We start from the raw sequence: 14543 nt of genomic DNA, 5'->3' as shown, positions 1-14543 counted from the left end.
AAGAAGATATGGCATTAAACTTTAAGCGTGTAGATGTAAACGATGCCGAGCTGTTGCTTAAGTGGCGTACGACTCCGGAAATCACTAAACACATGTTTACCGATCTCGAAAATCCGTCGGTAGACAAGCAGCGGGCTTGGATAGAATCTTTAGCGAAGCGAGATGATTACCGAGCCTACATGATACAAGATGATGGTGTCTCTATTGGCTTCTTATGTTTCTCAGATATAGACAGATTTCACCAACGTTGCAGCACAGGTTCCTATATTTATGAGCGTCAGGCTCGACTTAAATATGGCGTCACCATGCACACTTATATCTGCAACTACGTGTTTCACCAACTTAAGCTAAACAAAATAGTTAACTATGTACTCGACGCCAATGAAAAAGTGGTCAAGCTACAAACGTTACACAAGACCAGGCTTGTCGGTCACCTTAAACAACATATCTACAAAAATGGTGAGTTTTTAGACGTCCATATCTTTGAACAATTGAGGCAAGATTGGCTCAGTCAGAAACAACATTTTAGCTTGGAAAAAATTTCAGCAGCCTTTAACGATTGGAATAATGCATGAGTAAAATTGCAGATATCATAATGAAAGAAACCAGACTGATCATTGAGAATAAGGGAGAAATCTGTCCTGACTTCGATCAACAAGCTGAATTTCTGTCCGACCTTCCTATGGACTCATTGGATCTGGCGACCCTAATTGTCAGCCTGGAGCTTAACACTGGGCTCGATCCATTTAGGGACGGTTTCAAGCAGTTCCATAGCATCGCCGAACTGATCACTCTATACGAAAATACGGCCGCTTAATGTTCACAATCCCCCGAGGTTTCACTCTAGTTGAGCAAGGAAGTCAATTCGGTAGCGACTCATTTCAGCCTCAGCACTACCTACAAGGACGAAAATTCATCGAAATTACGGCCGGTTCGACGACTAACGGTAAGCCGTTAGTCAAAGAGATGATACAAGCTATCATCGACGGCCAGACCGCTAACATTCCTGTCATCTTTAATCGCACTCAACAGGAGATCAATCTCGATGAACTGCCAGAACATTTTGCCGTTGGCTTACTAACCTCTGGGACAACGGGAAAGCCCAAATTAGTTTTTCATCGACTCGAAAAGCTTCTACCCAAGAATCTAAAAAGCCAAACAAGAGAGAACACTCGCTGGCTACTTTGTTATCATCCAATGAGCTTTGCCGGACTTCAGGTCATCTTACAAGCAATTGTAAGCCAAGATCTTTTAGTCGCATCAGTTGATACCAATCTACAAGCCAAGGCTCAACTGGCGATTAGTCAGGATATTAATGCAATAAGTGCGACCCCCTCCATGATGCGGGCCATGTTGCTTTGTTGGCATCTAACAAGGCCGCCACTAACCATCATCAGTCTTGGGGGAGAAATTGCCGATCAGCGTACTTTAGATAGCATTAGACAAAGTTTCCCTGAGGCCCAGCTAAGGCATATCTATGCTACGACAGAGGCTGGCGTGATCTTTTCAATAAAAGACGGCATAGAAGGATTCCCACTTAGCTGGTTACAGCAAACATTTAATGGCTGGCAAATTTCGGCTAACAACACACTGCACCTCGACAATGGCTTAGTCGAAATAGATACCGGCGATTGCATTAGATTAACCCAAGACAGAGTGATATTTGTCGGTAGAGAAGACAATCTAGTCAATGTCGGCGGTGTTAAAGTTAACCTTGAAACACTCGAGCAAGAGATCCTTGCTATTGAGGAAATTTTCGATGCCCGAGTATTTGCTAAGTCAAACCCAATCACGGGGGCACTAATCTGCCTGGAATGTTGTGCAACAGATGAAACCAAGGCCAGAGAAGCACTTAAAACCTGGTCACTTGGACGCGATCCTGCTGCAACGCCACGCATCATTCGCTTTAGCGAGCAGATCACTCTGTCAACCAGTGGTAAAAAAGTGAGAACAAATTAATGAAACATATCATTGTGACGGGTGGCAGCAGAGGCCTAGGTTTGGCCATAGTGACTCACCTTTTAGCGCAAGGCTATAAAGTCTCAACCTGTAGCCGAGCAACAACGTCAACCATAGAGGCACTGGAACAGAGTAATCCAAACTTTAAATGGTTTCCCTGTGAAATTGGAAACGCAGAGCAAACATCGCAATTTGTTAAAGAGGCCTGCATCTGGGCTAATGAATCGCCTCTTTGGGGGCTGATCAACAATGCGGGGATCGCCAAAGAAGGTGTACTAGCGACGTTTCCCAACATTGAGTCTGACGCACTGATACAAGTAAACCTAAACGGGGCGCTCTATACAGCCCGGGAAGTGCTACGTGTATTCTTACGCCAGAATAGTGCCGGTAGAATCATCAATATTAGCTCGATAATTGGCAGTCGAGGCTACACGGGGCTCGCCGCCTACTCTGCCTCAAAGGCAGGTTTAGACGGCCTAACTAGAGCACTGGCAAGAGAGAACGGACGTCGAAACATTACTGTCAACTCCATAGCACCTGGCTACCTGGATACTGAGATGTCATCAACGCTCTCAGATAAGAAACGAGACCAGATTATACGCCGCACTCCAATGCATAGGTTAGGTAAGGTCGACGATATCACTCCAGCGATCAGCTTTTTGTTATCCGATGGGGCCGCCTTTATTACCGGGCAAACACTCACCATTGATGGCGGAATCACTAACTAGGAACTGGGTTATGAAACAGGCGCATTGCCAACTTTGTAAACAACAGAATTGGCTGATATTTTCTGCGATCTCCTTTGGCATATGGGATAAGGACAGCAAACAGCTTTCACGGCAAAACTCCAATTATCCCTTGGGGAAATGCCAATCCTGTGGACACGTGCAAGTGAGCCTGATTTACACCAAGGAATTATTTGAGAAACTCTACTTTCATTCATCCCAAGAAGCCGTAATGTGGCACGAATCATTGGTAGGCAGTGAACGTCCCTACGAGGAGATGATTGACTTTGCCTTCAATGGCAAATACCCAACGAGCATAGTGGACTTTGGATGTGGTGAGGGAAAACTGTTAGCAGCAGCAAAAGATATAGCTAAGCAGAGCAAACTAATCGGTATCGATTTTAACGACAGATTCTCTCAGCAAGATATTACCTATATGGCTTTCGATCTCAATGATCTTAGTCAGCTATCCAATCACCTTTGGCCTGACGGCATTGATCTTGCCATGGCATCACATGTACTCGAACATGTTATTGACCCTGTCAGCTTTTTAGCAGAACTGAAAGCCAGGCTCAGTCCTCACGGAAAGATTTTCATAGAAGTGCCAGACTTCACCCTTCGTCACGATGAAAAGTCTATTGGCATGAGTAATTTAGTTAATCTTCAACACATTCATTACTACACGCAAGATTCTCTGGCTTTTGCCGCTAAGCAGGCTGGATTGACCATTGTAAAGCAAGCTCAAATTACGACTGGCTATATCCCCAGGTTACAAATGCTACTTGAACCTCATAACGCGTCATTGGAGGAACAGGTTCCTTCTTTATTTAATGCCGCCGATGTCATCCTTCACTATCAATCATGCTGCCGTGATCTCAGAAATCGATTGGTAGGAAAGGTTAACGCAGCGCTCAATGAACAAAGTAAGGTAGGTCTCTGGGGGATTGGAGCTGACTTTTATAATATGCTAAACGAACACCCAGAGCTTACCGAACTCATAACGAAAGGAGAGGTTGTATTATTTGATTACTCTCTCAAAGGTAAAGCATTACAACGCCAGCACATTCTAGGCAGCGACGAAATTCCCCAATTTAACCATCCTGTATTTATGACGCCTCAACTCGCTGAAACTAGAGTAAAAATGCACGTCATCAGCCGAGACTGGCCTAATGTAATTGACCCTTTTATCGACGGGAATGCCTAGATGACAATCAATCAAGAACACCTGACTGACTGTAAACTGTGCAAAGCGCATTCGTGGGAGCTAGTAGCGACCTTAATTTCCGGCATTTGGGATAAACGCCATGATGAGCTAAACAGGGAAGAGTTACGTTTCCCTATTGGCCAATGTACCAAGTGCCATCATGTTCAGGTTGCAATCCCCTACACTCAGAGTATCTTCGATTCCCTCTATTTTTCTAACCAAGCCGAACCCGACATGTGGTGCGAAACGCCAAATGGTCAAAAATCTCCCTATGAAGAGATGCTCGAATTTATTGCTCCTTATATTCAAGATGGCGCGCATATCGTAGATTTTGGTGCGGGTGCAGGAACCACATTAAAGCATATTGAAAATACCCATAAAGAAAGGCAACTCACCCTAGCCAGTGTAGATTTTCACAATCATATTCAATCAGAAACCATCGAATACCTGAGTGCAGATCTTAATAAACTTGATGCACTGCAAGCTGAATTTGTCACCCAGCCAATCTCTTTGGCGATTAGCACTCATGTGTTGGAACACCTAATTGATCCCATTCACTTTCTGACGCAGATAAGATCAATGTTAAGCGATGACGGGCATATTTTTATCGAAGTGCCTGATTGCAGCCCAGATGCCTTCATTGAACATCTGGCCTTTACCAATCTAGTTCATGGGCAACATATTCACTATTACAGCAAAGACTCATTAGCCCAAATAGCCCGCTTGGCAGGCCTAAAGATTGACGCTTTACAGCAACTGACAACTGGTGATATTCCACGGCTATTAATACTGCTGAGTAAGACGACGCAAGAAAGTTCTACCACAGTCCTTCCCGTGACCTCGGGGGCCGATGTCGCTGTGGTCAAGCGTTTTAACGATTATCATGCCTTTCAGGATTCGTTGTTTAAGCAGATACAGCAAGCATTGATGTTAAATGACACTATTGGCATATGGGGCATAGGAGGTGATTTTTACCAATTAACCCAGAGCTATCCCGAGCTTATCGACTTGATACAAGCTAATAGCATCATTCTTTATGACTATGAGCTGGCTGGACATACCTATGTTGGTTCATCTATTCGATGCAGTTCGGCAATCGCCTCAACAAGGTATCCGGTTTTCATGTTGCCTTTATATGCACCAACCAGAGAAAAAATGCATCAGGTTTCTCAAAGTTGGTCGGCACAAGTTATCGATCCCTTTTAACCTTATCGAGCACAGCGGCCAAAGTTTCAATAACATAGTCCTGCTCTGAGTCGGTTAATGTCGGATACAAAGGTAAAGTTAAACAGCTAGCATAATAAGATTCGGCCTCGGGACAGTGGCCTTGGTTGAAACCTAAGCCCGTATAATAAGGCTGTAGATATACAGGGATATAATGCACATGCACGCCAATCCCGGCGGCTCTCATGGCATTAAATACTAACTTTCGATCAAGCTCTTTTGGCAAGCGAATGATGAAGAGGTGATAAGCACTCAAACACTGCTCACTCGGCCGAATAAACTCAATATCTAATGCAGACAGGAAGAGATGATATCGCTGCACTAGCTCATTACGTCGTTTGACAAATTCCTGCAATCGCTGGATCTGGCTATTGCCTAATCCTGCTTGTAAATCTGTCATACGATAATTAAAACCCAGTGTATCCTGTTCATAGTACCAGTCTCCCTCTTCAGGCCTAGTCAACTCTTGAGGTAATTTAGAGATTCCATGACTGCGAAGACTAGCCATAGTTTTTGCCAATGCAGGGTCATTTGTAGTCGCCACTCCGCCTTCGCCAGTAGTGATAATTTTCACAGGATGAAAACTGAAAACACATATATCACTATATTCACAGCAACCTATAGGACGTCCTTGGTAACGACCTCCAATAGCGTGAGCTGCATCTTCTATGATCTTAATGCCATATGGCCTTACCAGCTCAGATAGGGCCTGCATATCGCAGCTATGGCCAGCCATATGTACGGGGATTATCACCTTAGGCAATCGACCAGCCTTTTCTGCAGCAACCAACTTCATCGCTAATGCATCAATACTCAAATTGGCGGTATGGGCATCCACATCAATAAAGTCAACATCTGCTCCGCAGTAACGAGCACAGTTTGCCGAAGCGACGAAGGTAATGGGGCTTGTCCAGACAAGATCTCCCTCTTTGACGCCTAAAGCCAAACATGCAAGATGCAACATAGAGGTTGCGCTGTTTCCTGCTACCGCAAAGGACGCATCAGTCGCCTTACAGATATTACTTTCAAATAATGGAACCTGGGGACCCTGAGTTAAAAAGTCGCTGAGCAGCACCTGCTTCAAGGTTTCGAGATCCGATGACGAAATATCTTGGCGACCATAAGGAATCATTAGGCCTTATCTCCGTCTAATAGCTTAATCTCATCTACGGTAAGAAAATGTGGATTATTACCCGAATGATATTCAAAACCTTGCTCAACCAAACTCCCTTTCTCACCCAATTGGTTTAACGAATAATCATGCTCCCGACCGAAAAAGGAGATACTCGGCGTGATCACAAAATGATCGTCAAACTCAATGGTGTGGTGGGAATCATCTGCAGGGCACATGATTTCATGCATTTTTTCGCCGGGCCTGATGCCAACAATATCGTGGCTCAACCCTGGGCCATATGCCTGAGCGAGATCCGTTATTCGAACCGATGGAATTTTGGGGACAAATATCTCCCCCCCCTGCATACGTGAAAAGTTCTTCAGAACAAAATCTACACCATCTTGTAAGGTGATCCAGAAACGTGTCATGTCAGGGTGAGTAATGGGTAAAGACTGAGCCCCTTCCTTAATTAACTTCTGAAAAAAAGGAACCACAGATCCCCGCGAGCCGACTACATTGCCATATCTCACCGCAGAAAAGCGTGTCTCGCCATCGCCAACAATGTTGTTCCCGGCCACAAACAGTTTGTCTGACGCTAATTTGGTTGCACCATAGAGGTTAATGGGATTTGCTGCCTTATCGGTCGATAAGGCGATCACTTTCTTTACCTTGTTAGCGATTGCAGCCTTAATCACATTTTCAGCACCATGAATGTTGGTTTTGATACACTCCATGGGGTTATATTCTGCGGCAGGCACTTGCTTGATGGCCGCGGCATGAATCACGTAATCCACATCCTTAAAGGCTTGCATCATACGGTCACCATCACGGACATCCCCCAAAAAATATCGCATACAAGGCGCATTATAAATTTGCTGCATCTCATACTGCTTGAGTTCATCTCGCGATAAGATGATCAATCGCTTTGGACTGTATCTCTCTAAAATCGTCTTAGTATATTTCTGGCCAAAGGAGCCCGTACCGCCAGTTATCAGGATCGATTTATTGTTAAACATGTACTCTCCAAAGTTGCCTCTTTTCGGCTTACATCATACGCCGTATTAAACTTCGCACAGCCAAGAGGCCAAGTCATCTTATTCTTAGCAAGCTATACAGCAATTATTACACCACTTATTAAGATGCGGACTGAATAATCACCAAGAGGCTCACAAATGTGCAGTTTTTCGCTTGCAACATTTCATCTAACCTTTTGTAATCTTAGTAACTTCATGTCAATTGTCTAACCTTATTTCATTTGTTTGCCATCTAAGTCTGCTATTTGAACAAATTTTCACAAAATTGTCCTAAGGATCTAATTTGTAAACCTAATGGCACAATTATCGCATTTTATCGAATAAGCAGAATTTGCGACTAAATTTGGTGAAAACATCGACTTTAGCTGACAATAATTTGACGAACACCTTGCTTTGAAGGCAAAGAGGCCAGAATGCAGAACACCCAATCAGAAATATCCAAAACGTTTGCAATCAGTCAGTTCAATGAGTACTACTTACCCAGTGTAAATAGACATACCTTTGAAAAGCTGGACTCCGCTTCTCTTTACAACAAGAAATATCAGGACGCTTTAAAGCAAGAAGATACACTGCACATCATCATAGGCATGGATTCTGGCCTACTGGCAAACTATCTCATGTCGCAACCACAGGCAAAAGGCAGCAAATATCTGTTCGTCGAGCTGGCTGACGTACTTTCTCTGCTAACCATAGAGATTCCTGAACACCTCAAAGATGACATGCAAATCGTTTCAGCGAATGATTTTCAAGAGGCAATAACGGCCCATGACAACAATCTCTACATAGTTAAGAAACAATTCAAAATTCACCGTTCCATTGCCGTAGAAGGCAACTATCTCGATGCATATTGCGCATTGAATGAACTAGTAGAAACGAGTGTCGATCACGAGTATTTTGAGCAAAGCATTGGTTTCACACAAAAAATATTCATCAAGGCGCAATTTAAAAACCTCGGTGAAAATCAAAAGCCTGTATCAATACTCAAACAAGCCTTTCGCGATAAAACCTGTATAGTGTTAGGGGGAGGTCCATCCCTAGATGAACATTTAGAATGGATTAAGCAAAACAACGACGACTTAGTCATCATCGCCGCATCGCGAGTCGTAGGCAAACTAGTCAAACAAGAGATCTCTGTCGACATAGTTGTCTCCGTCGATCCGCAAACCCACAGCTTTGATGTCAATAAAGAGTTTATGCAGTTGGAGCATAAGAGTTTATTGATCAACTCTTACCATGTGGTGCCACAAATTTTAGGTCAATGGCAAGGTAGCTCTCTATATACGGGCAATCACCTTCCATGGCTGCACGAGAGAGATAACCACAACATAAGATCCATTGGGCCAACAGTTACCAACAGCGCCATAGAGATCGCCACGGAAATGGGCTTTAGCCAGGTACTGCTTTGCGGTGTAGATTTCTGTCATTCCCAAACAGGTGTCACCCATGCTCAAGGGACATATGGCGCCAGTCTGGGGCCTAACATAGGAGTCATGTTCGAATGGGTTGAAACAAATGCCGGCGACATGGCTGAAACACCAATTCAATTGCTACACGCCATTACCTCCCTTGAAGAGGCAATTAGAAATACCCCAGATACCGAATACATCAACTTATCTCTTGATGCGGCGAAAGTTAAAGGGGTCAACTATCTCGCTACCGACCAAATCGAGATCCAGCCACTAACCACAAGCCAACGCGCTCTACTTTTACCGCAAAAGCACTGCACTACAACAAGCGAAAAGCAGCGCTATCTAGCAGACACCTTAACGGAAATTGAATCTCACCTAGAGAAACTCACATTGCTTAATGCTGAATTAAAACAGGCTCATAGCATCATAGGCAAACTGGAGATTGCCAAGACGCCTGAGCGTATAGCAATTCAAGCGGAGAAACTCGAAAAACTCGAACAGAGAATCAATGAAAAATACCCAGATCTAGCCAACCTCATCAAATTCTATGGCTACTATGAATTTTCACATTTCTTCTCAACCAAAAAAGATCAAGACTGGTCCCAGGAAGATGTCAACAAACATACCCGAATCTACTACTCGGCATTTGAGAGCATTGCCCAAGAGATAGCGCGGCTAATTGATGATGCCATCATACGCCTCCACTCAAGACTCGAAGAGGAAAAACCAGACTGCGACATAAGTGCCTTATGTCAGCAATGGCACAATGATATGCAGTGGGGACGAGCTATTATCTGGCAACGGCAACACCCCCAAGCTTATGAGGCCTTGTCGGCTGACCAAAAATCGCTTCTTAAGAAGAGTGAAGAGATCTATCTTGAACAGTTTGTCGTTAAAGAGTTCATCGATGATACAGATGACGCCCCCGTCCCCTTTATCGAAAACGCCTTTAAAAAATTACAGATATTGCTGCACAACAAGCATCTGCTGGGTATCTCCAAAATTGCACAATACACGGCGCCTTTTATTCAAACGGATCCCGAGGTCAATCGCCTGCATTTTCTCGCTTTAAGCTATCAATACATGCTGGAAAACCAACCCGAGTTGGCACTAGAAACGCTACAGAAGATCCCTGAGAATGATTTTCAAGAGGCCGAGCATAAACTCGCCATCCAGCTTTCTCTGCAGCTCAATAACCTCCCGCTGGCACTCGAGCATTATGCCAAGATAGTTGAGTACAGTGACGAATATCTGCCCCAGTATGCCCATGCGCTGAACTTGAGTGGCGATCCTCAGGCGGCGTTGGGTGTCTACCTCGATTACTTAGATAAATATCCCCAGGACATTCCTGTGATGCTAAAATTGGGGATCTTTCTCGCCCAGGCAGGTGAGATTGACGGCGCCATCTCCTGTTTCGAAAACGTCCTCATGCTGGATGAGCATAATCAGGCGGCGCTCAACTACCTCGGGCAGCTTACGCCCTAAGCTTTTTCGGTGCCGAGGGCAGAATTATCCCGCGGCGCCGTTTCCCTTGTGCTGTGGCACGCCGTATAATGTCTGGCGTTAATAACTTACAGCCGATAGCGAGGCCCTGTGGCGCACACCTATATCCCACTCGAACAATACAAACGCAAATGGATCTTTAACCATAAAGATCTCCCCGTCACAGATGAAGACAAGGCCTGCATCAAGCCGCTGGACCAGAAGTCATCCATGACGGTGTGGAACCAGTGGGTGAGTAACAAGAGCAGCCGCAGCGAGCAGTTTGCCAAGGGCGACTGGGCCGCTAAGGGCGATGCCTGGCAGGAAACCGATCATTGGCAGAGCGCCTGGGACAGCGACTCCCCCGCCCTGCCCGAGCTGTTTCAGAACCACTTCGATTGGCAAGACGAGACGCAAGTCTACTTCTGCTACGACAAGTATCAGATCATCGAGACCCGCTGGGACGTCTTCGTGCGCAACTGGAAGTGTTTTCTCTTCTTCGATGACGGCCCACTGCTGATCGCCCCCAAGAAGAAACAGGCCGCCTTCTTCCATCAGAGTGGTCAATATCAGCTGGGTAAACGCGGCTAACTGCCACTTACACATTAATTAATAAGAGGTTATATGAAGTCCCTCCTACGCCAACTGCTCCTTATCAGCGCCGTGACCAGTACCATACTCAGCACTCCTCTGGCCGCTAAGACATTGGCAGATGTGCCCCTTGCCGATGAGATAATCCTAAGCGAACAAGCCTTGCAGCTTAACGGCGCCGGCATTCGCAGCAAATTCTTTATGGATCTCTATGTGGGCAGCCTATACACCCAGAGCCCGAGCCAAACGCTGGAGAGCGTACTCAACGCCCCTAGGGTCGCGATTCGCTTGAATATCGTCTCAGGCATGATCACCTCAGAGAAGATGCAAGATGCGATCATCGACGGCTTCGACGATGCCACAGACGGCGAACCTCAGGCGATTCAGCCCCAGATAGATGCCTTCATGGCCCTCTTCTCGGCGCCGATTGCCGAGGGAGATCAATTTACCTTAGAGGCAGTAAAAGATCTTGGCGTCACCGCCTATAAGAATGGCGAAAAACAGGCAACGGTCGAAGGTGAGGCCTTTCGTAAGGCGCTGCTGAAGATCTGGCTGGGCGATAAGCCGGCGCAAAAGAGCCTCAAAAAAGCCATGTTAGGTGATTAAGCAAGAGTTAAAGCTAGTCGATAGCTAACTGAAAGCTCAATGACAGCTAACTGAAAAATCATAAAAAATGGCCTGACGGTATGTTCAGGCCATTTTTGTGTTCATCACATTCTCTTATTCATCGCATTTTCTGATTCTTAAGCGGCACCCTAGAATCGATATTGGGCGGAAAACGCCAGTGCCAGCTGATTCTCTAGCGACTCCTGGGTTTTCGGCGAGGAGAGCTCTATCTCACCACTGAAGAAATAGCCCAGATAGGCATCAAATTTGAGAGGCTCGCTCGCCTGCCAGCCCGCCCTGACAAAGCCAACCCACTCGTCTATCTCCAGGGTCACATCTTCATCTTTCACCAAGAATCTCTGGGTGCGCTTCGAGCTGCCGATGCCAACATCCAGCGAGTCATACCACTGATAGCTCAGCTCCAGGCCGGCGGGGCCGCTAAAGCCTGCCGAGAAGGGATTGGCAAGCTTAAGCTTGTCGGTTATCTGCCAGTTCACCGCCAGATAAGGCAAGGTTCTCACCTCTGAGATATCGTTCAGGTAGGCAACACCTAGGCCCAACATGTTGCCGCCATTGAAGCGATACATGCCTGAGGCGACCACCCCATAACTTTGGGCATTGGACGATGAGGTGCCCTCGCTATAGGCGTACTGCAGCTTAGGCGCCAGCATGAACAGCCAACGATTGTTGGGACGAAAGCTACCCCCCAGGCCAACCCCATACCTGTCCACATTGGACCAGAGCGCCAGATTACCACCCAGCAGTGAGGCGCCGCGGCCGCTCCAGTCATAATCCAGCCTGTCGTAACTAATATTGGCACTGAGCGACCATTGCCTGTTTAGGGCAAAGCTGGTCTTGGCACCGAACAGCCAGGTGTCGCGCTGCAATGCCAGGCCGCTGTCACCCACATCGGCCTCACCGACGCCGATGCGCGATACCGACAGGGTCAGGGGCGACGCCTGTCGCGCTCCCCCTTGGGCCGCCTGGGCGGAAACGACCGTCAGACAGGTTAACCCTAAAACCAGGGCGTTGATCTTATTGCGAGATAATAGGCTTGGCTTCATACCCTCTCCCTAGGGCTACTCAGTTGGGCTTAAGGTTTGGCCGGCTGCCCGGTAGCAACTTAGGCACCCGACTAAATTAGGCACCTGACTAAATTAGGCACCCGACCAAATTCCAATCTTAAAATTAGTACACTCAAGCTTAGTACGACCAGACTGGCGAAAAGATCACTTTCCCTTCAAAAACGGCTAGCTTTGTTACTAAAAGCGCGGCCAAAACTCTGATTAAAGCCGCGCTCTGAACTAAAATTGCCAGCGCCTAAACCCGATGGGCACGCAGGAACATGCTCACCGTCTCTTTAATGTAGGCCGGGCGCTTAGCAACCAGATCCTCGATCGGTAAGCCTAGCTCTAGCTTGAGGCGCATCTCGCCAAACAGCATCATACACAGACGCACCGAGGCATGGCGCAGATTGCCAAAATGATACTCGCCGAGTTTCTCCACCTGCTCGAAATAATTCTCCAGCAGATTGAGCAGAAACTCCGGGCCGGCATTAAAAAACAGCGCCGAAATTTCCGGGTGGGTATCGGCCTGGGCCACACAGGTCTTAAACACCTCTATCGCCTCGGGCGATACTATCATCTCGCCAAAATAGTTACCGAAATGCAGCAGCGCCTGCTCAGGATCCTGTGGGCTGGTAAACAGCTCAGCCGTCACCTGATGCACGACACACTTAGATTCGATTGATGCAACGAACAGATCATCCTTGCTGCCAAAATGCGAATAGACGGTCTGTTTAGAGACACCCGCCAACTTCGCGACCTCATCCATGCTGGTATTGGGAAATCCTTGCCCACAGAAGAGCTCAATCGCGGCGTGTAATATCTGCGCCTTCTTCTGTTCACTGCGGCTAAGGGGTGTTTGTACCATTGAAACGTCCTATAAGGTCTTCATTTTTATCACGACATATTTATACACAAACTAGACTAGACAGTCCAGTTTTTGCAAATTAGACTAACAAGTCTAGTTTAACGATTTATTCACCAACTGTTAACCACGGAAGTGTATCAGTATGACGATCTTTACCGCCAAGTCCCTCGCCAGAGTGTTGTTATGGAGCAGCCTTAGCCTCGCGGCCAGTGGCTGCCAACAGGATGAGTCCACCAGCAGCGCCCTCGACAGCGAACATTTCCCCAAGGTCTCCAGTCAGCGCCTGATCCGCTCGATCAGCTATGACACAGAGCAGGTATTTACCGGCAACATACGCGCCGGCAATACCACGGCCATCGGCTTCGAGCTGGCGGGTAAGATAAAACACCTGGCGGTCGACAGTGGTAATCACGTCAAACAGGGTGACCTACTGGCCCAGCTGGACACCTCCTTGCTTGAAGCCGAGAAGCGCGAGCTGCAGGCAAGCCTTGCGCAAAACCGCGCCGACCGAGAGCTGGCCCAGAGCACCCTCAAGCGCAGCCAGGCACTGAAACAACAGGGCTACGCCTCGGCCCAGCAACTGGACGAACTCAAGGGACAACTCAGTAGCCTGCAGGCGGCCGAGCAGCGTCTGCGCGCAGCGATTGAGGCCAACACGCTGCGGATCGCCAAGTCCACCCTGGTCGCGCCATTTGATGGTATTATCGCCAAACGTAACAACAACTTAGGCGAAGTGGTCGCCCTGGGCGCGCCGCTCTTCACCCTGATCCAACACAACAATCCCCAGGCCATCGTCGGCGTGCCCGTAGGGCTCGCGCAGAGTTTGCAAGACAGCCAGCAGCTGACCCTGACGGTGAAAGAGACTCCCTATCTCGCCACTGTGGCCGGCATAGGCGCCGAGGTCAATCCTGTGACACGTACCGTACCGGTGCGCCTGACCCTGCCTACCGATGCCAAGGTGATCAACGGCGAGCTGGCCTACCTGCATTACAACAAGACAGTCGACACCGCCGGTTTCTGGGTGCCCATCTCCTCGCTCACCGACGGCCTTCGCGGCCTGTGGAACCTATATGTGCTGGTCGAACAGCAACCGGATCAATACCTTATCGAGCGGCGCGACATAGAGATCCTCTACACCCGTGGCGATCAGGCCTTCATCCAGGGGGCAATAAGCGAAGATGAGCGCTTCGTCACCCAGGGCCTACACAAGGTGGTGGTGGGCGAGCGCGTTATGCTCAACACCCAAGTGGCGACGAGGTAAGT

At 47.4% G+C, this 14543-nt stretch carries 14 protein-coding genes; 10 read left to right on the top strand and 4 right to left on the bottom strand.

The annotated features are described in order from the left end of the window. Positions 1-8 precede the first annotated feature (8 nt). From pseH to K0H80_RS06560, 6 genes are read left to right on the top strand one after another with little or no spacing between them, the layout of a single operon-like run. Positions 9-575, top strand: a complete 567-nt coding sequence (gene pseH / locus K0H80_RS06585) for a UDP-4-amino-4,6-dideoxy-N-acetyl-beta-L-altrosamine N-acetyltransferase (protein ID WP_011865126.1) — start codon at positions 9-11, stop codon at positions 573-575. Continuing rightward, positions 572-817 (top strand): hypothetical protein, encoded by a 246-nt coding sequence (locus K0H80_RS06580; protein ID WP_011865125.1) that lies wholly within the window; start codon positions 572-574, stop codon positions 815-817. The genes pseH and K0H80_RS06580 overlap by 4 nt, the downstream gene beginning before the upstream one ends. After that, positions 817-1959, top strand: coding sequence for an AMP-binding protein (locus K0H80_RS06575; RefSeq protein WP_220073486.1), 1143 nt, complete (start codon positions 817-819; stop codon positions 1957-1959). The genes K0H80_RS06580 and K0H80_RS06575 overlap by 1 nt, the downstream gene beginning before the upstream one ends. Continuing rightward, complete coding sequence (locus K0H80_RS06570; RefSeq protein ID WP_011865123.1) at positions 1959-2687, top strand: SDR family NAD(P)-dependent oxidoreductase; 729 nt, start codon at positions 1959-1961, stop codon at positions 2685-2687. Before K0H80_RS06575 ends, K0H80_RS06570 begins: the two co-directional genes overlap by 1 nt. A 10-nt stretch (positions 2688-2697) precedes the next feature. Beyond that, the gene (locus tag K0H80_RS06565; RefSeq protein WP_220073485.1) at positions 2698-3888 is read left to right on the top strand and encodes a class I SAM-dependent methyltransferase; all 1191 of its coding nucleotides are present in this window, start codon (positions 2698-2700) and stop codon (positions 3886-3888) included. Beyond that, complete coding sequence (locus tag K0H80_RS06560) at positions 3889-5094, top strand: class I SAM-dependent methyltransferase (protein ID WP_220073484.1); 1206 nt, start codon at positions 3889-3891, stop codon at positions 5092-5094. On the opposite strand, the gene pseC is transcribed toward K0H80_RS06560, so the two are convergent. Both pseC and pseB read right to left on the bottom strand, forming a co-directional pair. Then, positions 5078-6244 carry a UDP-4-amino-4,6-dideoxy-N-acetyl-beta-L-altrosamine transaminase gene (pseC, locus tag K0H80_RS06555; protein ID WP_220073483.1) on the bottom strand — a complete coding sequence of 389 codons (1167 nt, stop codon included), beginning with the start codon at positions 6242-6244 and terminating at the stop codon, positions 5078-5080. The genes K0H80_RS06560 and pseC overlap by 17 nt on opposite strands. Continuing rightward, a complete protein-coding gene (pseB, locus tag K0H80_RS06550; RefSeq protein WP_011865119.1) occupies positions 6244-7242 on the bottom strand; it encodes a UDP-N-acetylglucosamine 4,6-dehydratase (inverting) in 999 nt (332 codons plus the stop codon). The genes pseC and pseB overlap by 1 nt, the downstream gene beginning before the upstream one ends. Positions 7243-7673: 431 nt before the next feature. Here pseB and K0H80_RS06545 point away from each other — a divergent pair, with 431 nt between their 5' ends. From K0H80_RS06545 to K0H80_RS06535, 3 genes are all read left to right on the top strand, one after another. Next, complete coding sequence (locus tag K0H80_RS06545; protein ID WP_220073482.1) at positions 7674-10154, top strand: motility associated factor glycosyltransferase family protein; 2481 nt, start codon at positions 7674-7676, stop codon at positions 10152-10154. 108 nt (positions 10155-10262) lie between these two features. Then, positions 10263-10742, top strand: a complete 480-nt coding sequence (locus tag K0H80_RS06540; RefSeq protein ID WP_011865117.1) for a DUF2947 domain-containing protein — start codon at positions 10263-10265, stop codon at positions 10740-10742. Positions 10743-10775: 33 nt separating this feature from the next. Next, positions 10776-11348, top strand: coding sequence for a chalcone isomerase family protein (locus K0H80_RS06535; protein WP_258406191.1), 573 nt, complete (start codon positions 10776-10778; stop codon positions 11346-11348). A gap of 149 nt (positions 11349-11497) precedes the next feature. Here the strand turns inward: K0H80_RS06535 and K0H80_RS06530 are convergent, their stop codons facing one another. After that, the gene (locus K0H80_RS06530) at positions 11498-12412 is read right to left on the bottom strand and encodes a TonB-dependent receptor (RefSeq protein WP_220073481.1); all 915 of its coding nucleotides are present in this window, start codon (positions 12410-12412) and stop codon (positions 11498-11500) included. A gap of 256 nt (positions 12413-12668) precedes the next feature. Further along, positions 12669-13280, bottom strand: coding sequence for a TetR/AcrR family transcriptional regulator (locus K0H80_RS06525; protein ID WP_220073480.1), 612 nt, complete (start codon positions 13278-13280; stop codon positions 12669-12671). A 142-nt stretch (positions 13281-13422) separates the two neighbouring features. On the opposite strand from K0H80_RS06525, the gene K0H80_RS06520 reads away from it, so the two are divergent. Next, positions 13423-14541, top strand: a complete 1119-nt coding sequence (locus tag K0H80_RS06520) for an efflux RND transporter periplasmic adaptor subunit (protein WP_220073479.1) — start codon at positions 13423-13425, stop codon at positions 14539-14541. Positions 14542-14543: the final 2 nt, after the last annotated feature.

This window comes from Shewanella aegiceratis, from assembly GCF_019457495.1.
Taxonomy (GTDB): Bacteria; Pseudomonadota; Gammaproteobacteria; order Enterobacterales; family Shewanellaceae; genus Shewanella; species Shewanella loihica.
The sequence above is the reverse complement of the archived record's forward strand: the minus strand, read 5'-3'. Positions and strand labels throughout refer to the sequence as shown.